This window comes from Ruegeria sp. BB7 (assembly GCF_056539365.1).
Genome location: NZ_JBQFUV010000002.1, coordinates 371779 through 393286, shown reverse-complemented (window position 1 = coordinate 393286; position 21508 = coordinate 371779). Strand labels below are relative to the sequence as shown.

The following is a 21508-nucleotide window of genomic DNA, read 5'->3' as shown; positions in this document are numbered from 1 at the left end:
AGTGGAGTTAACCGAGTTTCCAGATGAAAAATCAGTCAATTTACATATGGCAAACCTTAGTCCCGCCAGAGCGTTGGCGTGATCAAGGCAATAATCGCCAGCGTTTCCAGCCGCCCAATCACCATCGCCGCGCACATGGTCAGCTTGGCCCCCGCTGACAAATCCACCAGGCGGATCGGTATATCTGTTGCAAGCTCGATCAAAGGACCCGTGGTGCTGAGCGATGCTACGGTCAATACCATGGCCTGCTCGAACCCAGCCCCCATCATGGCAAGCAGTAAGTTGAACAGTGCCGCAGTCAGCGCGAACATCATCAAAAAGATCCACGCAATAAAGGCACCGTCGCTTTGAATCCGTCGATTTCCTTGGCCTGCACCACTGACCGATGAGGGATAAATCAGGCGATCAATCTCGCGCGCACCGTTCAGGTACAGGGCAAATACCCGAAGCAATTTGACCCCACCCGCCGTAGTGGCAACACCTCCGCCGATCAGGGCCAATCCCATCAGGATCAACCCCGGCGTGCCCAACCCTGACAATTGCTGTGCATCGTTCCAATTTGAACTTTCGAACCCGGCGGTGGTCAGAAACGACAAAGCCGTGAACAGCATTCCCCAGAACACATGAACCGCGTCCAGCGGCTGCACAGTCCCGCCAATTTCATTCACCCCGGCCAACACGCGGAATAGCAGAAGCACGGCAACGGCGAATACAATCAGCAGGCCAATCCGAAACTCTGGGTCCCTGTCCAGCCTCGAATACCCGGTGGTTGCGGTATCCGTTGAAAATGTCAGCCGGGACAAGGCGAAGAACAAAAACAGGAAAATGATCGCCTCGCCGGTGATACCGGCCTGCGCACCTTCCAGCCCACCAACCGGTGAGATCCCAGAGGTGGCCATTGTGGACATTGCGTGACTGATCGCCGTCAGCCCTTGCTCACCTGCGATCAAGAGCAGCAGCCAAATCACTGCGGTCAGACCTGCATACACAGGGGTCAAGGTTCGTGTCACCCTGATCAACCGCCCGCGCGGATCAACCTCTTCGCTTTGCGCCACGCCCGTGACCGGGCGACCAGGCTCGCCCCGCGCAGTGATTTCAAAGCCGCCCAGCGACAGCGGGGCCAGAATAGCGGCTGCGGAAATCCACATCAGCAACCCGCCCATCCAGCCAACCAACGCGCGCCAAAGGTGCAGCGGTGCCGTCAGACGATCGGGATCAGGGAAAATATCCGCCCCAGTCGTCGTAAAGGCGCTGACCATATCGAAATAGGCATTCAGGAAGGTCGTATTGCCCAAGGCATCATGAAGCGGGATGGCCAGAAACAACGGCAGAACGGTGAAACATCCGAACAACACTGCCAATTGCCCTAATGTACCCCGGCGCGGAATCCGGTTTGAGGTCGCCAACGAAACCGACGCCACAACAAACAAACCCAGCAAACCGGAATAGAAAAAGGATCGAGATGTCTCGTGATCATCCAGCGCCAGAGCGTAGATACCCGGAATCCACATCGACAGCGAAACTACGCCCCAGATCAGCAAAAACAATGGTAACCGTCGCACCAAGCCGATTTGTTGTGTTCGCACACGCATCATCAGAAGAAATCGATCGAAACCTGCAGCAACCGCTCAACCTCGGGGACATCCTTGGCCATGGCAAAGATTGCTACCACGTCTTTTTCTTCGATCCGCAAACTGCCAGACGGGCGCAAAACCTCATCGCCCTTGCGGACCGCTCCAACCAGAACGCCTTCGGGGAAATCAATGTCGCGCAACTTCTGTCCGGCCATTGGCGAGGTCGACAGCACCTCGGCCTCAATGACCTCGGCTTCGGCGTCGCCAACAGAATATACCTGACGCACGCGCCCATGGCGAATGTGGCGCAGGATTGAGCTGACTGTTGTGGCCCGAGGGTTGATATAGGCGTCGATCCCCAACGGCCCCATAAGTGCCACCATGCTGGGATCATTGATCAGAGCTATCGCCAGCGTACAACCCTCAGCCTTTGCGCGAACTGCCGCCAGCATGTTCGCACGATCATCGTCAGTGACCGCCAGCATCGCATCAGCGCGTTCAATGCCGGCCTCACGCAGCAAAGCGGCGTTCAGGCCGTCTCCATTCAGTACAATAGTCCGTTCCAATACTTCAGCCGCCACTTCGGCGCATTGGCGATCGCGTTCAATGATCTTGGCCCGCACACGACTTTCACGTTCTTCCAGCGTGCGCGCGACCTCAAGCCCGACATTACCGCCACCGACGATCACGACACGATCCTGTTTCTTTTGTGTCTTACCAAAGACCTCCATCGTGCGGTCGACGTCATCTACATTGGTGAACACATAACACTCATCTCCGACAAACAGCTGATCCTCGGTTTCCGGGGCGAACAGGCGGCCTTCGCGCCGAACGCCTACAACAATCGCGCTGAGTGTCGAAAACAGGTCTGTAAGCTGCCGCAGAGGCGTATTCACGATGGGGCAGTCTTCTTCCAAACGGATGCCCAGCAATTGCGCTTTGCCGTCCATGAACATCTCGGTGTCAAAGGCGGACGGGGCCGACAGGCGTTGCATGGCGGCCGCTGCCACCTCGCGTTCGGGGCTGATCACAACGTCGATTGGCAAGTGGTCGCGTCGGAACAGGTCCGAGTGGATCGCCTCAAGGTAGGACTTTGACCGCAGCCGAGCAATCTTGCGCTGGATCGAGAAAATCGAGTGTGCCATCTGACAGGTGACCATGTTCACCTCGTCCGAATGGGTTGCGGCGATGATCATGTCAGCGTCACGGGCCCCTGCCCGATCCAGCACATCAGGATAGCTGGCGAATCCCGCAATACCCTGTACATCCAGCGTCTCAGTCGCGCGGCGCACCAGATCGGGGTTGTTGTCCACCACCGTTACGTCATTAAGCTCGCCCGACAAGTGCCGTGCAATTTGCCAGCCGACCTGACCGGCACCGCAAATGATGACCTTCATGTTTTTGGCCTTTCTGCCTGAATTGCTTGCATGACAGATGCCCCCAAAACGGTCAATTGATTTGTCATCCCGTCGAAGCTAAGGCAAGATAAGTGTATGAAAACAGTGCTTCGTTTACTTCTACCGGTAATGGTCCTGTCGGCTTGCGACAGCCCGCTTTCGTTATATTACCGCGAAGGCGAGAGCGTATCTCGCCTACAGACCGAGACCACGCAATGTCAGGTTCAGGCCATCAATGAGGTGCCAGTCGCCAATCAGGTTCGCCAAAGCCCGCCCACCTATTGGCCCGGTCGAACCTATTGCGATAGTCGTGGACAGTGCTATCGCTCGGCCGGCTGGTGGCAGCCTGGACGTGTTTATACTGTGGATGTCAATCAAGGGCTGCGGAATCAGGTCGAGGCGCAGTGCATGGCCAAAAAGGGATTTCGTCCGGTCAGCCTGCCGCCATGCAAGCAGGCCGATAAGTCACGGGCACCAGCTGTACCCACAACAACCTTGCCACCGCTGACAACACAGTCGTGCTATGTGAAATACGACAACGGGTCGTTCCAGATCATCTCTCCCGGTCAGACCGGATAAAGACCCGACGGATTACTCCGCCGGTTCCGGTTCATCCAGTTGCGCCACCCGCGCGCCGGATTTGTTCGAAGTCACAACGCCCAGCGATTTCAGTTTGCGATGCAGCGCGCTGCGTTCCATACCTACAAAACTGGCGGTGCGGCTGATGTTGCCGCCAAAACGATTGATCTGGGTCAGCAGGTATTCTCGTTCGAATGCTTCGCGGGCTTCGCGCAGGGGCAAGGTGGCCAAGGCACCCGACAGCACAACACGTCCGGTATCGTCGGCCTTTTCCTCTTCGGCTGGCAGTTCCTTGGCCTCGATCGGGCCCGATCCTTCGCCCAGAATCAGAACGCGCTCGATCAGGTTCTTGAGCTGACGGACATTGCCCGGCCAAGTCATAGTCTGCAATAACGCCACCGCCTCTTCTGATATCTCGCGCATCGCCAGACCCTGCGTTTCATTGCACATCTCAATGAAATGCTGTGCCAGAACCGGGATGTCCTCGCGCCGTTCTTCAAGCGAAGGCACCGCAATCGGAACCACATTCAGACGGTGATACAGTTCTTCGCGGAACCGGTCGGCCGCGATTTCGGCCTCAAGATCACGGTTGGTAGAAGAAATGACACGCAAGTCAACGCGCACCTTGTCCGAACCGCCCACTCGCTGAAATTGCTGATCTACGAGCACACGCAGGATCTTGGACTGAGTGCCCAAAGGCATGTCCGCAACTTCATCAAAATAGACCACGCCGCCATGGGCCTCTTCCAGCAGACCGGATTCGATGCCACGTTCCGAGGATTCCCGTCCAAAAAGAACTTCTTCGACCCGCTCAGGCTCGATCCCGGCACAGTTCACCGTCACAAAAGGCGCGTTGGCGCGGTTGGAATGAGCGTGAATATATCGCGCCGCGATTTCCTTGCCTGATCCGGCCGGGCCGCTCAACATCACGCGGCCGTTCGACTTGGTCACCTTGTCCAGCTGGCCCTGCATCGCACGGAACGCGGCGGATTTGCCGATCATGTCCGAATTGGTGACCTCTTTTCGCTTTAGCGACGCATTCTCGCGACGCAGGCGAGAGGTCTCCATTGCGCGGCGGATCACCACCATCAGCTGATCAATATTAAAGGGCTTTTCGATGAAATCGTATGCCCCCTGCTTGATGGCAGCCACCGCGATTTCGATATTGCCGTGGCCTGAAATAATAACAACCGGTACGTCCGGGTTGTCGCGTTTCACAGCCTTCAGGATATCGATCCCGTCCATGCGGCTATCTTTCAGCCAGATATCCAGAATCAGCAGTCCCGGTGGCTCAGAGTTGATCTCGGCCATGCACTCATCCGAGTTGCCGGCCAGCCGGGTTGAATAGCCTTCGTCCTCCAGAATGTCGGACACCAGCTCGCGAATATCGCGCTCGTCATCTACGATCAGAATGTCGCTCATCTTTGGCCTGCTTTCAGTATGTTGGTTTTAATTGCCTGCTTTTGTAGCGCGTCGACCGGGGAAAAATTGCCCCCCGGCAACCGGATCACGGCCATCGCGCCAAAATGGTCCTGTCCGTCAAAGACGGGTGCGTCCTCAAGCGTGAGCGCCCCGCCGTGTTCTTCAATAATCTTCTTGACGATGGGCAAACCCAACCCGGTGCCCTCGTCACGTGTGGTCACATATGGCTCGAACAGCCGCGCCCTGTCTTCGGGTAGACCGACGCCATTGTCCGCAATCGTTATAACCGTACCCGCGTCATCCTTGCGGACATCCACCTTGATCCGTGGCTTCAAGTTTTCTGGTGGGCCTTTTTGTTTTAGCGTTTCGATGGCCTCACCGGCATTCTTGATCAGATTGGTCAACGCTTGATTCAGCATCGTTGAGTCCACATCCGAAATAATGGGCTGATCCGGCAGAGTGGCGTCAATCTGCACATCAGGTTGTCCGGCCTTCTGCAACAGCACCGCCTCGCGTACCAATCCGACAATATCTTCTTCACGGCGATCCGGCTCGGGCATTCGCGCGAACTTTGAGAACTCGTCCACAATGCGCCGCAAATCATTGGTTTGCCGGACAATCACGTCAGTCATGGATACGAGGCTGTCACAATCCCCCTCATCCAGCTTGCGTGAGAACTTGCGTTTGATACGCTCAGCGCTCAGTTGGATCGGTGTCAATGGGTTCTTGATCTCATGCGCGATCCGCCGGGCAACATCACCCCAGGCTGCCATCCGTTGCGCGCTGACAAGATCGGTCACGTCGTCAAATGCAACCACGTAGCCTTCCAACCCGCCATCTTCGCCACGGCGGGTGGCCATGCGGACCAGCAGGTTCTCAAGCCGCCCTTTACGGGTTACCTTGACCTCGTCCTGCACTGCCTCTTGCCCGCTATCCTTAAGGTTTTCAAACAAGGGCAGAAACTCTGGCACTGCGATACCAATGGCCAGTTGTTCTTCCCCTCGCGTCCAGTCCAGCAATCGCTCTGCCGAGCGGTTTACAAAGGTCACGCAGCCATCCGGATCAACGCCGACCACACCCGATGTCACAGAACTGAGCACCGAATCGAATAGCCGCCGCCGGCGTTCGATATGGCGGGTATTTTCCAAAAGAGTGTCTCGCTGCCCTTTAAGTTGCCGCGTCATCTGATTGAAATAACGGCCCAACATAGCGATTTCGTCATCGCTGGCCTCTTCGATCACCTGAACGCTCAGGTCACCGGCCCCAACGCGCTGCGCCGCGGTTGTCAACCGCCCCACAGGGCGTGACAGGCGTTCGGCAAACCACATTCCCAGCGACATTGCCGCAAGAATAAGGATTACTGCAAAACCCAAATACAGCAGCCCGAACTCAAACAGCACCCTGCCCCGCTCGCTTTCAAGCTGTTGGTAGAATTGCGCCGTTTCCTTGGTGTCATCCAGAAGGGTCAACAACTGCCCATCCACCTCGCGGCTAACATATAGATACCGGTCCAAATATGCCTGCAATGGCACAAGGGCGCGAAATTCGTTGTTCTGCCAATCAGCAATCACTAGCAGCCCGCTATCCCTGGCTTCAACAAGCTGCTCAGGGGTAGGCGCTTCGTAGTTGAACAGGTAGGACCGATCCCCACGCGACCGGATTTCACCGCTGCCGTCAATCACATACGCCTCTCGTAGGCCCCGCTGAATCTGTGCCTGCCCCTGCGCTAGAACCTCACGCAGCTCTGCGTCTGAAATGTAGAAGTCGAGGTTGCGGGCGTTGTCGAGAAACCGCGCTAGAACGGCCGCGTCCTGCGTCAGACCCTGCCGATGCTCCAGTTCATAGGCCTCTGCCGCTGTCAGGGACGAGCCCACCACCTGACGCACACGTTCCGAAAACCACCCCTCAAGGCCGATATTCACGGTCAGACCCGCAAAGATCGCAACGGTCACGGTCGGAACCAGTGCCAACAGCGTGAAAGCGCCGATCAGCCTTAGATGAAGACGTGAACCGGCCGATTTCTCACGGCGCGCTGCGATAAGATTGAAGACTTGCCCCAGAACAAGTGCGGCAACGACCAGCACATAAACGAGGTCGGCCAGCAGGATCAGACGCAATGTCGGAGCAGTCGCACCAAGATCAAACGGTCCGATTACAAGATAGGTGGCCAAAGCCAACACAGGGCCTAGAAGAACCAGCCCCAAAGTGCCGAAATTGCGCAGTTTTCGGGATTTCCGCCACCGATTGATCGCTGGAATCGGCCCGCTCTGTGCCCGGGTTGCCACCGTCTGCCCTCATTCTGATGTGTCGCGTGCGCGACGTACCGCCATATGTCGTGGTCGTTGCCGGATGCAAACCCGGATGCCACGGTTTGTGTGGCGATATTACATCAGTTTGCGCCTGCGTGTCACCTGAATATCGAGGTCTGTAATCTTTTTGCGCAGCGTATTTCGGTTAATCCCAAGTAAATCCGCACATTTTGCCTGATTTCCACCGGTTGCATCCAGCGCCAGTTCAATAAGGGGCGCTTCGACCTCACGCAGGATGCGCTGATACAGGCCCGGAGGCGGAAGCATGTTGCCGTGCAAGTCAAAATAGCGGCGCAAATGACGGGCCACCGAGGCCGAGAGTTTTTCGCGTTCCCCATCGCCCAGAACCGGCTCGGCCTCGGGTTGGCTGCCTAACACAGCCTCAACTTCGGTTTTCGAGATTTCATCGGCGCGACTGGTCAGGCTAAGGCGTCGGATGGCATTTTCCAACTGCCGAACGTTGCCAGGCCAAGAATAACGCCGCACCAGTTCGACCGCTTCTTCGCTGAGCCAGCGCATCGCGCCGTGCTCACGCTCTTCCCGCGCTAAAAAGTGTTCGGCCAACAGGGGGATATCATCCACGCGCTCGCGCAGGGCCGGCACATGTACCGTTGCACCGCACAAACGATAATAGAGATCCTGCCGTACACGGCCGCCCTCCATTGCTTCGGTCAGATCCGATTGGCTAGTGGCCATGAACCGCGGCACATGATCACCGGGTGTATCCATCATTCGCACGATGCGGGCCTGCAATTCATCTTCAATATCTGCGATCTCGTCGATCAGCAGCGTGCCACCCCGCACCCTCGCCATGACACGCGCAGGGCCCTCAAGATCACGCAAATCTGCCGCCGTGACAGTGACAAAAGGAAGCGTTCTACGGTCCGAGAAATCATGAATAGCGCGTGCAATCAGAGATTTGCCAGTGCCACTTTCACCAGAAATCATCACCGATAGATCAGTATTCATCACCCGGGCAACCAGCCGATACAACGCCTGCATGACCGGAGTGCGCCCAACCAGGGGCAACTCCTCGGGGCGGTCCTCGGCGGGCTCGGAAACTTCGGCCTGCACCCGTTGCTTCTGCTCCAGCGCCCGGGCGGTCCGCTTCATCAGGTCAGGCAGATCGAAAGGCTTGGGCAGGTAATCGTAGGCATCCGCCTCGGCGGCCTGAATCGCCGTCATGATGGTGTTTTGGGCCGAGATTACGATTACCGGCAAACCAGGGCGATCCTGCGCAATCTTCGGCAGCATCTCCAATCCATTTCCATCTGGCATCACCACGTCCGAGATCACCACGTCACCCTTGCCCTCACCAACCCAGCGCATCAGCGTAGTCAGCGACGAGGTCGCGTGAACCTTGCACCCTGCCCGCGTCAGGGCCTGCGTCAGTACGGTGCGGATCGTGCGGTCGTCATCTGCGACCAATACTGTGCCATCCATTGGGTGCTCTCCTTGTTCTTAGCTCTTTACGGCCGCTTCATGTTGCATCTCTTGGTGCCCGCCTCAGCGAAATGCGGAACACCGTACGACCCGGCACCGAGTCGGCTGAAATCCAGCCATCATGGTCCGAGATGATTTTGCTTACCAACGCCAGCCCGAGGCCGGTGCCATTTTCCTTACCCGATACGAACGGATCGAAAATATCGCTTTGGATTTTCTCGGGCAGGCCCGGGCCGTCATCGATAATCTCGATCTGCAGCGGTAAGGAATGGCCTGATCCATCGCTACGTCGCAGACGGAACGAGTGTTCGAAGTAAGTTCGCAGCCGGATCGTGCCACCCTTTGAATCAGCGGCTTCCGATGCGTTCTTAAGCAAGTTCAGGATCACCTGCAGGAACTGATCCGGGTCACCATATGCCAGCGGCAGCGAAGGGTCGTAATCCTCGATGATCCGCATATGGGCCCCAAACCCCAGCAGCGCCGAACGGCGCGCCCGATCCAGAACATCGTGAATGTTCACCGGTTTGAAATCGGGCTGTGAGAGGTTTCCGAACTGCTCCACCTGCTCCAAAAGCTTCACGATCCGGCGACTTTCCTCAACAATAAGATCTGTCAATTCAAGGTCCTGCTGCGAGATATTCATGCTAAGCAACTGTGCAGCGCCGGTGATCCCAGCCAGAGGATTCTTGATCTCATGCGCAAGCATCTCGGCCATTCCAATGGCTGATTGCGCCGCGGATTTCACTGTGTTTCCCCGCGTCATCCGCCCGGCCAATTCGCGCGGAGAAATGATCATGATCATCGACCCCGGATGCCCAACCAGCGGAGCTATCTGCAGCGCACATTGCAACGGCGCGCGGTTGCCCGAACCGGCATCCACATCGTTCACGAACAAAGGAGTACCTTGTTCGCGCGCACGCTCGAAGGCTTCTTCTAAAGGGGCATCAACGGCGATCTGGTCCCAGACCGGATGTCCGATCACCGACTTGCGCGAGGCATTCAGGAAACCTTCGCCCGCCGAGTTCACATCGGAAATCCGATCCTCGTTATCAATGATGAAGGCCGGAACTGGCAGCGATGTCCAGATACTCTGGTCCGAATTCATGCCGCGACCTCCCCTTCGGCGGCAAGAGCATCACCCAACAGGCGCAGCACCTCATCCGTATCGCGGGACGTCAGCACGGAACGCCGCAGGGCAGCAGGTGTTCCGGCCTCATCCATATACCAGCCTAGATGCTTACGCGCGACGCGCAGCCCCAGATCGGCCCCATAGAACTCCAACATCGACTGGTAGTGCGCACGCACCATCTCAACCAGATCATCGCCGGTTGGAATCACGGGTGCCTTAGCACCGTATAAGTCGTGACAAATCTGGGCCAAAACCCATGGTTTGCCCTGCGCCCCGCGCCCAACCATGACGCCATCGGCAGCGGATTGATCCAACGCCACACGCGCGGCGTTTGTGTCCACAATGTCTCCGTTAGCAATGACCGGGATCGAAACCGCCTCTTTTACAGCACGGATTGCCGACCAATCAGCACTACCTTTGTAGAACTGGCACCGAGTGCGTCCGTGGATCGTGACCATGCAGATACCAGCATCCTGCGCGCGCCGCGCAACGTCAGGTGCATTGAGAAGGCTATCATCCCACCCCAATCTGGTTTTCAACGTGACCGGGACATCGACAGCTTCGACCACGGCCTCGATCAGGGTCAGCGCGTGGTCTGGCGTTTTCAACAGGGCCGAACCGGAATAACCGTTCGTCACCTTCTTGGCCGGACATCCCATGTTTATGTCAATCACCCGCGCGCCGCGATCAGCGACCTGACGGGCCGCTTCAGCCATCCAATGCGCCTCGCGTCCGGCCAGTTGCACAGCGGTGTTTTCCACGTCTGCCGACAATTCAGCCCGCTCACGGACACCGGGCTTGGCTTGCACCATCTCCTGGCTGGCGACCATCTCGCTGACGACCATGCCGGCACCAAACCGCATCACAAGATCGCGGAATGGCCGGTCGGTGATTCCGGCCATCGGTGCCAGCAAAACCGGCGGGTTCAGGGCTTTGTCAGCGAGCTGCAGAGTCAACGTGCTTAATCCTTGGGCATTTACGGGTTGGATAACGAATTGAGCGCACATGAACAACAAAATGGCGGCCATCAAGCCCGCAAAATCATCACATGCCTATTTTTTAGGCAGCATTACGCAAGTGATTGCCTCTACATTCACCTCACCCTAAACATTGGCCGCAAATCACCGGAGACAACGCCCCATGACCACCGCTGCCATCATTGTCGCCGCAGGACGCGGGCTGCGCGCCGGAGGGGGCGTTCCCAAACAATGGCGTACACTTGCAGGGCGGCGCGTCGCGGACTGGACCCTCGACCAATTTCGGGGCCAGGTGGACCATATCGTGCTGGTGCTGTCCGAAGATGATCACGAGGCCTGGGCCGAATTCGAAGGCACTGACCTGATCCTTGCCTCAGGCGGCAGTGATCGGGCGGGCTCCGTTCGCAACGGGTTAACGGCGCTGGCATCGCTGAACATCCAACAGGTTCTGATTCACGACGTTGCTCGCCCCTGTGTCAGCCAGCACATCATTCGGCAGGTTCTGAAAGCGCTGGACAGTCACCTTGCTGCTGCGCCCGGCCTTGCAGTAACCGATGCGCTCTGGACCGGGGACGGGCACGTGGTGACCGGAACACAAGACCGCGACGGTCTGTTCGCAGCGCAAACGCCGCAAGGCTTTCGCTATGACGCCATCGTCGCTGCACATGCAGTCCACGCCGGAGGGGCCGCCGATGACGTGGAAGTTGCCCGCGCCGCCGGGCTGGACGTGGCCATTGTGCCGGGCGACCCGGATAATATCAAAATAACACGGCCCGAGGATTTTGCCCGGGCGGAACGCATATTGGGAATGGATATGGATGTAAGGCTGGGCAACGGGTACGACGTGCATCGGTTTGGCGATGGGGATCATGTGATCCTGTGCGGAGTGAAGGTACCGCATGAGCGCGGGCTGCAAGGCCACTCGGACGCGGATGTGGGCATGCACGCTGTTACCGACGCCATTTACGGCGCGTTGGCGCAGGGCGACATCGGTCAGCACTTTCCCCCTTCGGACCCACAATGGAAAGGCGCGGCCAGTGAGATCTTCCTCCGCCACGCGGTCAAGTTAGCCGGAGAGATGGGTTACCGCATCTCGAATGTCGACTGCACTCTGGTCTGTGAATACCCCAAGATCGGCCCGCACGCGCCTGCCATGCGGGACGAGATGGCGCGGATCATGGGTCTGCGCGCGGATCAGGTTTCGGTCAAGGCGACGACGTCTGAACGGCTTGGTTTCACCGGCCGCAGCGAAGGGATTGCCTCGTTGGCCACAGCCTGCCTGGTGAAATCATGAGGGCCGCGCGTCTGATCGGAACAGTCGGCGGTGTCGGTTATCTGCGTCCTGCGCCGGGCACTTGGGGATCGCTGGCCGCCCTGCCCTTAGCTTGGGTGCTGCACACGTTGGGCGGATTTCCTTTACTGGTCATCGCAACTGTCGCCGTGTTTTTCGGCGGTCTCTGGGCAACCCGCGTCTTGACTGCGGGTCAGGACAATCACGACCCGTCCGAGATCGTTATTGACGAGGTTGCAGGGCAGTTCATCGCTCTGTGGGCGGTATCCTACCCCTCGTGGGCGCATGGGATCGAGATCACAGCACTTTGGCCCGGCTGGATCGCCGGTTTCGTGCTGTTCCGCCTGTTCGACATCACCAAACCCGGCCCCGTCGGCTGGGCCGATCGGCGCAACGACGCGATGGGCGTCATGTTGGACGATGTGATTGCAGGTATCCTCGCCGCGATCGGTGTGCTGATCCTTGCCGGTATCGCGCACGGGGTGATGGGCCTATGACCGTTTCAGACGTGCTCGACCGTGCCAAGGCGCAACAAGTGATGATCGCCACTGCAGAAAGCTGCACTGGCGGTTTGGTTGCAGCGGCATTGACCGATATACCCGGCAGCTCTGCCGTGGTTGAGCGTGGCTTTATCACCTACACAAACACCGCAAAACAGCAGATGTTGGGCGTGTCAGGCGAAACGCTGGCCGCACATGGCGCGGTGTCCGAAGAGGTCGCCCGCGAAATGGCCGAAGGGGCGATACGGCGCTCGGACGCTCAGCTTGCGGTCTCGGTCACAGGCATCGCGGGGCCCGGCGGCTCAGAATTCAAGCCCGAAGGCCGGGTCTGTTTTGGGTTGGCAGCCGACGGGCTACCGACGCGCACGGAAACTGTGGAATTCGGCGCGCGAGGACGCAGCAACGTTCGCATTGCTGCGCGGGATCATGCGCTGGATCTGCTATCACAAGGCCTTTTCAATCTCGCACAAATATAAGGCAACCATCGCCAACTGCCGCTCATTTAATCGCCAGTTGACCAAAAGCCCCTTAAACAGGCGCCAAAATTCACCTTTGCCTCTTTTTTCCTCTCACGCCCTCCGCTTCAAAGCGCGCTGTGCAAGTTTGAGACGCAAAGAGGAGACCGGCTGATGAACGGAGCCGATACCGCCTGGATTATTGTGGCAACTGCCCTGGTCCTATTCATGACATTGCCGGGCCTGGCCCTGTTCTACGGCGGCCTCGTGCGCGCCCGCAACGTGCTGAGCGTGTTCATGCACTGTTTCAGCATCGCTTGTTTGATGAGCATTCTGTGGCTGGTCGCAGGGTATTCGATCGCGTTTGGCGATGGTGGGTCGGGCTTGTGGGGCGGCCTGGGCAAAGCCTTCCTGAACGGTGTGGATGCTGACAGCCTGTCAGGCACCTTGCCTGAGGTTCTGTTCTTTGCCTTCCAGATGACTTTTGCCATCATCACCCCGGCACTGATCGTGGGCGCCTATGTTGAACGCGTAGGCTTTGGCTTCGTTCTGACCTTCTCGGGCCTATGGATGCTGCTGTGCTATGCGCCTGTCGTTCACTGGATCTGGGGCGGCGGCATGCTGACCGATGGCGGTATACTGGGCGAGATCGGCGTGCGCGACTTTGCTGGTGGTATTGTCGTTCATGAAACCGCCGGTCTTGCTGCGCTGATCATCGCGGCAATACTCGGCCCGCGCCGCAACCGTACCACACCTCCGCACAATCCCGGCTTTGTCATGATCGGTGCCGCGATGCTGTGGGTCGGTTGGTTCGGCTTCAACGGAGGTTCGCAGCTGGCGGCTGACGGTGGCGCAGCAATGGCGATGACTGTCACGCATATTTCTGCAGCAACCGCTTCTCTGACATGGGCGCTGTGGGAACGGATCAAATACGGCAAGGCTTCGATGGTGGGTCTGGTGACCGGCACGATTGCCGGTCTGGCCTCGATCACTCCGGCCTCAGGCTATGTCGATCCGGTTCAGGCTCTGATTATCGGGGCCGTAGCAGGTGTGCTGTGTCAGGAAGCCGTCAACGTCGTCCGCAACATGCTGAATATCGACGATACGCTGGACGTCTTCGCCGTGCACGGTGTCGGCGGTATTTTTGGCACTCTCATGATAGCCGCCTTTGGCCTGGGCACCTGGACCGCGCAGTTGGGAGGATTGGTTATCGTAGGTGCATTTACGGCAGTTGTCACATTTGTGTTGATCAAGGTGGTTGCACTCGTCACCCCGCTTCGCGTAGACGCCGAGACCGAAACAAACGGCCTCGATCTGTCGGTACATGGCGAACGGGCTTATGACATGAGCAGCTGAGCCCACCTTGGCTGCCTGACGCCCGAAAGGGCAAAAGCGGACCTCTTGCGGGTCCGCTTTTCTTTTGCACGCAACCCTCTCGACTCTGGAGCGATGGACAGGCTATCTGCCCGCAACGTCATTTCAGTCTCGAGGTTGCACCATGATCCCCAGCTCTTTCCCCGATAGCACCGAAATCGCCCGCCTGACCGCGCGGATGCTGCTGGAGATCAAGGCCGTCCACTTCAACTCCCGTGAACCGTTTACACTGGCCAGCGGCCTGCCTAGCCCGACTTATATCGACTGCCGCAAGCTGATCTCATACCCGCGCATCCGCTCGACCCTGATGGACTTCCTGACGGTCACTGTGATGCGTAACGCAGGGTTCGAGGCGTTTGACAACATTGCGGGCGGCGAAACCGCCGGTATCCCTTTCGCGGCGATGGTGGCTGAACGTATGGCGCTGCCCATGACCTATGTGCGCAAAAAGCCCAAAGGCTATGGCCGCAACGCCCGCATCGAAGGCGCGATGAGCGAAGGTGAACGAGTGCTGCTGGTCGAGGATTTGACCACAGACGGGGGTTCAAAACTGTCTTTTGTGGATGCGATCCGCGAAACCGGCGCGACCTGTGGGCATACGGCGGTCATCTTCTACTACGGCATCTTCCCTGAAACCGAAAAAACACTTGGCGACCACGGCGTGCAACTGCATCACCTGTGCACCTGGTGGGATGTTTTGGCCGAGGCCAAGGCGCAGAAAGCCTTTGACCAAGAGACACTTGACGGTGTCGAGGCCTTCCTGAACGATCCCCGTGGCTGGCAGGAAGCGAATAAATCTTCCTAAAGCGGCTGTGAATAAGCTGGGGGTAACTTGTCATAGAATCGCCCCCTAGCTACTTGCATCTTGTGTGACCGCATATCGGCTACACAAAATATTGCGTGATGCGACAATTTTTGGCAGAGTTGCCCAAAGTTATCCCAAGCTGAAGCAAAGTTATACGCGACTTATCTTCAGAGATTTACAGATAGCCTTGTGCGGGCCTGATTGATTAGAACTGCCACAGGGCAGCGGGGACAATATGAACGAGATAAGCAGTATCGAGCAGGCAGCGGCACAGATTCAGAATGCTGAAACCATGCCGCACTCCATTGAGGCCGAGCAACAGCTTCTGGGCGCGATTCTGACGAATAATGACCTCTATGACCGGGTCGCCTCGATCATCGGGGCCGAGCATTTCTATGACCCGGTCCATGCCCGCATCTACGAAGTCGCGGCCACACGTATCGCCAAGAACGCGCTGGCTTCGCCTGTAACGCTGAAATCCTTCATGGCCGAGGATGAGGGCCTGAAGGAACTGGGCGGCCCCGCCTATCTGGTCAAACTGGCGGGCGCCTCGATCAGTGCGTTCGCGGTGCACGACTATGCCCAGATGATCTATGACCTCGCGATCCGGCGCGAGCTGATCCGGTTGGGCCGCGACATCTCGGACAAGGCAGCGCGGGTCGATGTATCCAGCGAACCAAAAGAACAAATCGTCGAAGCCGAGCAACAGCTTTATCAGTTATCCGAGCAGGGCCAGACCGAACAGGGTTTTCAATCCTTCCTTAAGGCGGTCACAGAAGCCGTCAACGTCACCAACGAAGCGTATCAGCGCGGTGGCGGCATGGCGGGGATTTCCACCGGTCTGGCCGACTTGGACAAACAGCTTGGGGGCCTGCACCCGTCCGACCTGATCATTCTGGCGGGTCGTCCGTCGATGGGTAAAACCTCGTTGGCGACCAACGTGGCGTTCAACGTGGCCAAGGCGTACAAGCGCGGCACCAAGCCCGACGGCAGCGAAGGCGCAATTGATGGCGGTGTCGTTGGCTTCTTCTCATTGGAGATGAGCGCCGAGCAGCTTGCGGGTCGTGTTCTGGCCGAAGCGTCCGAGATTTCGTCGCATAAAATCCGTCAGGGTGACATGACGGAAGCCGAGTTCCGCCGTTTCGTAGACGCAGCCAAAGATCTGGAAGCCTGCCCCCTGTTCATCGACGACACCCCCGCCCTGCCGATCTCGCAACTCGCCGCCCGCGCGCGACGGTTGAAGCGGACGCATGGGTTGGACCTGCTGGTGATCGACTACCTGCAGCTCTGCCGGGGTATGGCTGACAACCGGGTCAACGAAATCGCTGAGATTTCGATGGGCATGAAGGCCATTGCCAAGGAACTCAACATCCCGGTCATCGCGCTATCTCAGTTGTCACGTCAGGTAGAAAACCGTGACGACAAACGCCCGCAACTTTCTGACCTGCGAGAATCGGGCTCGATCGAACAGGACGCCGATGTGGTGATGTTCGTGTTCCGCGAGGAATACTATAAGGAACGCGAAAAGCCCGGCGATCACGAAGCAGACAAGATGGCCGAGTGGATCGAAGCGATGGAGCGCCTACACGGCAAGGCTGAAGTCATCGTCGGCAAGCAGCGTCACGGCCCCATCGGCACGGTCGAGCTTTCGTTCGAGGCACAGTTCACAAGATTCGGCAATCTGGTCAAACCCTGGCAACAGGACGGTCAGAACGAGGGCTACTGATTTACCAAAGCTCGGGCCTGTTGAACGCACTGACACAGTGAGATGGCCCCTCAATCGGTGTTTCGGAACCGGCCAGAGACTGCCCCAACCATCCATGCGGCATACTTAGAGGCATGGGCGGTTGCGCGAAGTTTTCTGTGATCTGCTGGAACCCGACCTTTTGATAATAGGCCGGATCACCGTAGGTAACGGTGTAATCCACACCTTGCAGGCGCAATTCTTCCAGCCCGAAACCGATCAACTTTTGGCCAATTCCCGATTTTTGCCTGTCTGTTCGCACTGCCACCGGTGACATCAAAAAAACTTGACGTGGGTCCTGATCGTAGCTCAGGCGCGTAAACAAAACACAGCCTGACAACACGCTCTCGTCTAGCGCCAATACACCTATCAAATCGTCCTCGGGAGTCGTGCTCAATAAACCCTCTGCCAAAGCGCCAACAGCGTGCCCCTCCTCCGCGCTCTCAGAGGCGGTGAAGACATCGCGAAACAAACCGGGCAATTCCGCAACCCGCGCTTTGTAATCAGTGGTAAGAGTCAACACTGTCGGCCTCCTTTAGGTAGATCAACGATCCCGCTTCAGCACCCTCAGTTGATCACGCTACAGACACAATGACGAGACCCGGATCCGTATTAAAAAGGCCTTTTCCTGCCAAGGCTTTGGAAGACAGGCCGGAACCCGCACGAGAATGCCTCAATATGTAGAAGAATTGCCTCTACCCCCCTTGACCTGCGGCGATCCAATGTCATGAACAGCACCATGAGTACCGCACGTTTGACGATCAACCTTCATGCGCTGGCCAGTAACTGGCAGGCGCTCAATGCGAAAACGGATGTCGAAACCGGCGCCGTGGTCAAAGCTGATGCCTATGGCCTTGGGGTCGGGCCAGTTTCCTCCACTCTGGCCGAGGAAGGCGTCCGCAAGTTTTTTGTTGCAGCAGCCGAGGAAGGTGTCGCTGTTCGCCAAGCTGTTGGCCCCGGCCCGATGATCGGCGTGTTCTCGGGCCATATGGAAGGCGACACCGATTTGCTGCGGGATCACGACCTGACACCGTTGATCAACTCGCCCGAACAATTCGTTCGGCATCAGCAGGCGCTTCAGGATCACGCGTTTGGCATTCAGTTGGACAGCGGCATGAATCGTCTGGGATGGGAGCCAGCCGACTGGGCCGAATTGCGCCAAAAAGTCGAAGCGCTAAAACCTGTTGTCATCATGTCGCATCTCGCCTGTTCTGAGGAACCGTATCATCCGATGAACCGACAGCAATTGAAGACCTTTCGCGAGTTGACGGATGGCATAAACGCACCTCGGTCGCTGGCAGCGACCGGTGGCATGCTACTGCCTCCTGAATTTCACTTTGATTTCTGCCGCCCGGGCATTGGCCTCTATGGCGGCTTGCCTTTTGCGGACGCCAAACCCGTTGTAACCGTTGATTTGCCCGTCATTCAGGTTCGCCCCGTCGAGGTCGGAGAATCCGTGGGATATGGAAACTGTTGGATTGCTCGGCGCCCGTCGCGCATTGCAACCGTTGCTGCGGGATACGCGGATGGCTTGCATCGGGCCATCGGTGGCGGCATCGATGTGTTTGCGGGTGGAAAACCCTGCCCCTTGGTCGGGCGCATCTCGATGGACCTTATCACTGTGGATGTCACGGATTTGCCTCAAGATCCTGAACGTCTACGCATCCTGAACGGCCACCAGACGGTTGATGATCTGGCCGAAGCCGCAGGCACCATAGGATATGAAATCCTCACCTCACTTGGTGCGCGTTATTCCCGAGGCTACGTGGAATGAACCCTTTGCATCTGCTGGGCGGGCTGGGCCGTGCGATTCTGACATTGTTCGCCACTTTCGGCAAAGTGGCCCTGTTTTCAGTCGATGCGATTTCGCACGTCTTTCGCCCTCCTTATTACCCAAGGGAGTTTGCCGTCGCGCTGATGAATATCGGCTGGCTGTCCCTGCCGGTTGTCGGCCTGACTGCGATTTTTACCGGCGGCGCTCTGGCTTTGCAGATCTATGCAGGTGGCGCGCGTTTCAACGCCGAGGCCGTGGTGCCCCAGATCGTCGCCATTGGCATGGTCCGCGAACTTGGCCCGGTGCTGGTCGGCCTGATGATTGCCGCCCGTGTGACCTCGTCCATCGCTGCTGAAATTGCGACAATGAAAGTGACCGAGCAGATCGACGCGTTGGTCACCCTTTCCACCCACCCGATGAAATACCTGACCGCCCCGCGCGTTCTGGCCGCTCTGATCACCGTGCCGCTGCTGGTTGGGATTGGCGACATCATCGGGATCGCTGGTGGTTACGTCGTTGCCACCCAGAATCTGGGCTTCAACCCGGCGACCTACCTGTCCAACACTGTCAATTTCCTTGAGACGCGGGACATCGTTTCCTCGCTCGTAAAAGGGGCAGCTTTTGGCCTGATCGCCGCCTTGATGGGGTGCTACTACGGCATGAATTCGGGTCGAGGTGCACAGGGCGTCGGCCGAGCTACCAAATCTTCGGTCGAATCCGCCGCTATCATGATTCTGGCCGCCAACTTCATTCTGACAGGGGTGTTCTTCTCGCTATGATCCGGATGGAGAATGTACAAAAGGCTTTTGGTGACAACCCGGTTCTGCAGGGTATGAACCTTGAGATCCCAAAGGGCACGTCGATGGTCATCATCGGCGGCTCGGGGACCGGCAAGTCAGTTGCGCTGAAATGTATCCTCGGCCTGATCAAACCCGACAGCGGCATGATCTATGTCGACGGTAAGGATGCTACCAAGGGCGACCGGGATAAGTTTCTGGCCCGGTTCGGGATGCTGTTTCAGGGCGCGGCGCTGTTTGACTCTCTGCCCGTTTGGCAGAACGTCAGCTTCCGCCTACTGCGCGGCCCACTGAAACGCCCGCCGGAATACGCCCGCGAGATCGCCATCGAGAAACTGCGCCGCGTTGGCCTGAAATCCAACGTGGCCGATCGGTTCCCGTCCGAGCTGTCAGGCGGCATGCAGAAACGCGTGGGCCTCGCCCGCGCCATCGCAGCCGAGCCCGAGATTATCTTTTTCGATGAGCCCACCACGGGGTTGGACCCGATCATGTCCGGCGTCATCAACGACCTGATCCGCGAAATCGTGACCGAAATGGGCGCCACCGCGATGACCATCACGCACGACATGAGTTCTGTCCGTGCTATTGCCGACAACGTTGCCATGCTGCACGACGGGGTGATCCAGTGGACCGGCCCGGTCGGACAGATGGACGCCTCGGGTGACCCCTATGTCGAGCAGTTTATCAGCGGGAGTGCGGAAGGGCCGATTGAGGCGGTTAGATGAGCCGAGACATCGAAGAAATTGTCGATTTCTTCCACTACGCAAATGCCTATTTCAAACTGTGCAAAATACTCATTTCCGAGAAAGACATTGGAAAGAGCGTAACGGAAATCTCAGATTTAGAAGCAAGGGTCTTTAGAGTCGGGCCAGTTTACCAGAACCTTGGCTTAACGACTGAGCTTACCTTCAAGACTGCTCTTCTTCTGGCAGGTTGTGATAAAACTGAACTCAAGAGATTGGGCCACGACCTTATCAAACTCTACGATCGCCTAGACCTCGACTATGACCTAACAAACGTAGAAAACGTTGCATTCCAAGCAGCTGTCTTAGTTGGTCCACCTGCTGGCATGCTGTCACGCATTGAGGACTCCGGCCAACCTACAAGCAGGTGGTTTTATCTTCAGACACACATTAAATCGCTCAACAGCAACTACAGTTTGTTTGAGAACACGAACGGAGAGTACGATTCCGACAGGTTCCGCTCCCGCTATCCGGCAAAAGATCGAGCTTATAGGGATGTTTGTATCGAAGCTATAATGGCCGGTATCGATACTCTACTGTCAGAATTGCAAGTTGAGTTGAACGCGAGGCTTTCAAATAAAGGCGGATAGGATAGTCTCACGCACCTAGCGAATTCCTATCTAGCTACACAAGAAGCCCACATAAACCTTTTGCCCGATCAAGAAAAACCAAAAAAGTGACCCTCCGCCTCGCCACCCTCTCCCTCCTGATTCTCTACCCCATCGCGTGGTTTGCCCCCCTGATGCGCGCAGGGCTCCTCCCAATCTTCGGCCTCAGCGAAATCAGCGTCATCACCGGCCTCCAGTCCTTGTGGAAATCGGACGTATTCCTCGCTTTGATCGTCACCATCTTCGCCCTGTTTGCTCCTTATATAAAAACCATCGGCACCGCCCTGATCCAATGGGACTTGCTGGATGCCCGCGTCCAACCTGCGCTGAACATCCTCGGCAAGCTGGCGATGGCCGACATCTTCCTGATCGCGCTCTACATCACGCTGGCCAAGGGAATTTCCTACGCAACCATCGAAACCGCGTGGGGTCTCTACCTGTTCACTGCCTGCATTCTGGCCTCGATCGCACTGGGCCACATTACCGAAATGACACGCAGTTCACGAAATCCTCAGAGCTAATTGATTGAAAACACTCATCTGAGTATCATCTTTATATTTCGAGCAGTAAAAAATTGTAGTTTACGG

The 21508-nt window shown here is 57.4% G+C and carries 20 protein-coding genes; 12 read left to right on the top strand and 8 right to left on the bottom strand.

The window, feature by feature from the left end; translation table 11 throughout:
- Nucleotides 1–56 precede the first annotated feature (56 nt).
- Entirely contained in the window at nt 57–1595 is a 1539-nt protein-coding gene (locus ACR0D7_RS07145) for a TrkH family potassium uptake protein (RefSeq protein WP_480678408.1), read from the bottom strand.
- Nucleotides 1595–2971 (bottom strand): Trk system potassium transporter TrkA, encoded by a 1377-nt coding sequence (gene trkA / locus ACR0D7_RS07140; RefSeq protein ID WP_480678407.1) that lies wholly within the window; start codon nt 2969–2971, stop codon nt 1595–1597. The genes ACR0D7_RS07145 and trkA overlap by 1 nt, the downstream gene beginning before the upstream one ends.
- A gap of 96 nt (nt 2972–3067) precedes the next feature.
- Between trkA and ACR0D7_RS07135 the strand changes: the two genes are divergently transcribed.
- A complete protein-coding gene (locus ACR0D7_RS07135) occupies nt 3068–3550 on the top strand; it encodes a hypothetical protein (RefSeq protein WP_480678406.1) in 483 nt (160 codons plus the stop codon).
- A gap of 12 nt (nt 3551–3562) precedes the next feature.
- On the opposite strand, the gene ntrX is transcribed toward ACR0D7_RS07135, so the two are convergent.
- From ntrX to dusB, 5 genes are all read right to left on the bottom strand, one after another.
- The gene (ntrX, locus tag ACR0D7_RS07130) at nt 3563–4972 is read right to left on the bottom strand and encodes a nitrogen assimilation response regulator NtrX (RefSeq protein WP_170572017.1); all 1410 of its coding nucleotides are present in this window, start codon (nt 4970–4972) and stop codon (nt 3563–3565) included.
- A complete protein-coding gene (locus tag ACR0D7_RS07125; RefSeq protein ID WP_480678405.1) occupies nt 4969–7257 on the bottom strand; it encodes a sensor histidine kinase NtrY-like in 2289 nt (762 codons plus the stop codon). Before ACR0D7_RS07125 ends, ntrX begins: the two co-directional genes overlap by 4 nt.
- Nucleotides 7258–7356: 99 nt before the next feature.
- Nucleotides 7357–8724, bottom strand: a complete 1368-nt coding sequence (locus ACR0D7_RS07120) for a response regulator (RefSeq protein WP_480678403.1) — start codon at nt 8722–8724, stop codon at nt 7357–7359.
- Between the two features lie 37 nt (nt 8725–8761).
- Nucleotides 8762–9829, bottom strand: coding sequence for a two-component system sensor histidine kinase NtrB (locus ACR0D7_RS07115; RefSeq protein ID WP_480678401.1), 1068 nt, complete (start codon nt 9827–9829; stop codon nt 8762–8764).
- Entirely contained in the window at nt 9826–10809 is a 984-nt protein-coding gene (dusB, locus tag ACR0D7_RS07110; protein ID WP_480678399.1) for a tRNA dihydrouridine synthase DusB, read from the bottom strand. Before dusB ends, ACR0D7_RS07115 begins: the two co-directional genes overlap by 4 nt.
- A 184-nt stretch (nt 10810–10993) precedes the next feature.
- On the opposite strand from dusB, the gene ACR0D7_RS07105 reads away from it, so the two are divergent.
- From ACR0D7_RS07105 to ACR0D7_RS07080, 6 genes are all read left to right on the top strand, one after another.
- Complete coding sequence (locus ACR0D7_RS07105) at nt 10994–12124, top strand: bifunctional 2-C-methyl-D-erythritol 4-phosphate cytidylyltransferase/2-C-methyl-D-erythritol 2,4-cyclodiphosphate synthase (protein ID WP_480678397.1); 1131 nt, start codon at nt 10994–10996, stop codon at nt 12122–12124.
- Nucleotides 12121–12618 (top strand): phosphatidylglycerophosphatase A family protein, encoded by a 498-nt coding sequence (locus tag ACR0D7_RS07100; protein ID WP_480678395.1) that lies wholly within the window; start codon nt 12121–12123, stop codon nt 12616–12618. The genes ACR0D7_RS07105 and ACR0D7_RS07100 overlap by 4 nt, the downstream gene beginning before the upstream one ends.
- Nucleotides 12615–13097: a CinA family protein gene (locus tag ACR0D7_RS07095; protein ID WP_480678393.1), complete on the top strand. Its 483-nt coding sequence runs from the start codon at nt 12615–12617 to the stop codon at nt 13095–13097. The genes ACR0D7_RS07100 and ACR0D7_RS07095 overlap by 4 nt, the downstream gene beginning before the upstream one ends.
- 153 nt (nt 13098–13250) lie before the next feature.
- The gene (locus ACR0D7_RS07090; RefSeq protein ID WP_480678391.1) at nt 13251–14432 is read left to right on the top strand and encodes an ammonium transporter; all 1182 of its coding nucleotides are present in this window, start codon (nt 13251–13253) and stop codon (nt 14430–14432) included.
- Between the two features lie 142 nt (nt 14433–14574).
- The gene (locus ACR0D7_RS07085) at nt 14575–15255 is read left to right on the top strand and encodes an orotate phosphoribosyltransferase (protein ID WP_480678389.1); all 681 of its coding nucleotides are present in this window, start codon (nt 14575–14577) and stop codon (nt 15253–15255) included.
- A 235-nt stretch (nt 15256–15490) separates the two neighbouring features.
- Nucleotides 15491–16981: a replicative DNA helicase gene (locus ACR0D7_RS07080; RefSeq protein ID WP_170383076.1), complete on the top strand. Its 1491-nt coding sequence runs from the start codon at nt 15491–15493 to the stop codon at nt 16979–16981.
- 1 nt (nt 16982) lies between these two features.
- Here the strand turns inward: ACR0D7_RS07080 and ACR0D7_RS07075 are convergent, their stop codons facing one another.
- Nucleotides 16983–17522, bottom strand: a complete 540-nt coding sequence (locus ACR0D7_RS07075) for a GNAT family N-acetyltransferase (RefSeq protein WP_480678387.1) — start codon at nt 17520–17522, stop codon at nt 16983–16985.
- Nucleotides 17523–17738: 216 nt separating this feature from the next.
- On the opposite strand from ACR0D7_RS07075, the gene alr reads away from it, so the two are divergent.
- The 5 genes from alr to ACR0D7_RS07050 all read left to right on the top strand — a co-directional run bounded on the left by alr (nt 17739) and on the right by ACR0D7_RS07050 (nt 21442).
- Nucleotides 17739–18773, top strand: a complete 1035-nt coding sequence (gene alr / locus ACR0D7_RS07070) for an alanine racemase (protein WP_480678385.1) — start codon at nt 17739–17741, stop codon at nt 18771–18773.
- On the top strand, nt 18770–19552 hold the full coding sequence (locus tag ACR0D7_RS07065; protein ID WP_170383070.1) for an MlaE family ABC transporter permease: 783 nt from the start codon (nt 18770–18772) through the stop codon (nt 19550–19552). The genes alr and ACR0D7_RS07065 overlap by 4 nt, the downstream gene beginning before the upstream one ends.
- Nucleotides 19549–20295, top strand: coding sequence for an ABC transporter ATP-binding protein (locus ACR0D7_RS07060; RefSeq protein ID WP_480678383.1), 747 nt, complete (start codon nt 19549–19551; stop codon nt 20293–20295). The genes ACR0D7_RS07065 and ACR0D7_RS07060 overlap by 4 nt, the downstream gene beginning before the upstream one ends.
- Entirely contained in the window at nt 20292–20903 is a 612-nt protein-coding gene (locus tag ACR0D7_RS07055) for a hypothetical protein (protein WP_480678381.1), read from the top strand. The genes ACR0D7_RS07060 and ACR0D7_RS07055 overlap by 4 nt, the downstream gene beginning before the upstream one ends.
- Nucleotides 20904–20989: 86 nt before the next feature.
- Nucleotides 20990–21442 carry a paraquat-inducible protein A gene (locus ACR0D7_RS07050; RefSeq protein WP_170383064.1) on the top strand — a complete coding sequence of 151 codons (453 nt, stop codon included), beginning with the start codon at nt 20990–20992 and terminating at the stop codon, nt 21440–21442.
- The last annotated feature ends 66 nt before the right edge of the window (nt 21443–21508 follow it).

Bases quoted from the DNA above. Each gene is read 5' to 3' on its own strand.
- ACR0D7_RS07105 (WP_480678397.1), top strand. From the start codon at position 10,994: ATGACCACCGCTGCCATCATTGTCGCCGCAGGACGCGGGCTGCGCGCC.
- alr (WP_480678385.1), top strand. From the start codon at position 17,739: ATGAGTACCGCACGTTTGACGATCAACCTTCATGCGCTGGCCAGTAAC.
- ACR0D7_RS07055 (WP_480678381.1), top strand. From the start codon at position 20,292: ATGAGCCGAGACATCGAAGAAATTGTCGATTTCTTCCACTACGCAAAT.
- ACR0D7_RS07120 (WP_480678403.1), bottom strand. From the start codon at position 8,724: ATGGATGGCACAGTATTGGTCGCAGATGACGACCGCACGATCCGCACC.
- ACR0D7_RS07115 (WP_480678401.1), bottom strand. From the start codon at position 9,829: ATGAATTCGGACCAGAGTATCTGGACATCGCTGCCAGTTCCGGCCTTC.
- ntrX (WP_170572017.1), bottom strand. From the start codon at position 4,972: ATGAGCGACATTCTGATCGTAGATGACGAGCGCGATATTCGCGAGCTG.
- ACR0D7_RS07080 (WP_170383076.1), top strand. From the start codon at position 15,491: ATGAACGAGATAAGCAGTATCGAGCAGGCAGCGGCACAGATTCAGAAT.
- ACR0D7_RS07085 (WP_480678389.1), top strand. From the start codon at position 14,575: ATGATCCCCAGCTCTTTCCCCGATAGCACCGAAATCGCCCGCCTGACC.
- ACR0D7_RS07090 (WP_480678391.1), top strand. From the start codon at position 13,251: ATGAACGGAGCCGATACCGCCTGGATTATTGTGGCAACTGCCCTGGTC.
- ACR0D7_RS07100 (WP_480678395.1), top strand. From the start codon at position 12,121: ATGAGGGCCGCGCGTCTGATCGGAACAGTCGGCGGTGTCGGTTATCTG.
- trkA (WP_480678407.1), bottom strand. From the start codon at position 2,971: ATGAAGGTCATCATTTGCGGTGCCGGTCAGGTCGGCTGGCAAATTGCA.
- ACR0D7_RS07065 (WP_170383070.1), top strand. From the start codon at position 18,770: ATGAACCCTTTGCATCTGCTGGGCGGGCTGGGCCGTGCGATTCTGACA.
- ACR0D7_RS07145 (WP_480678408.1), bottom strand. From the start codon at position 1,595: ATGATGCGTGTGCGAACACAACAAATCGGCTTGGTGCGACGGTTACCA.
- ACR0D7_RS07095 (WP_480678393.1), top strand. From the start codon at position 12,615: ATGACCGTTTCAGACGTGCTCGACCGTGCCAAGGCGCAACAAGTGATG.
- ACR0D7_RS07060 (WP_480678383.1), top strand. From the start codon at position 19,549: ATGATCCGGATGGAGAATGTACAAAAGGCTTTTGGTGACAACCCGGTT.
- ACR0D7_RS07135 (WP_480678406.1), top strand. From the start codon at position 3,068: ATGAAAACAGTGCTTCGTTTACTTCTACCGGTAATGGTCCTGTCGGCT.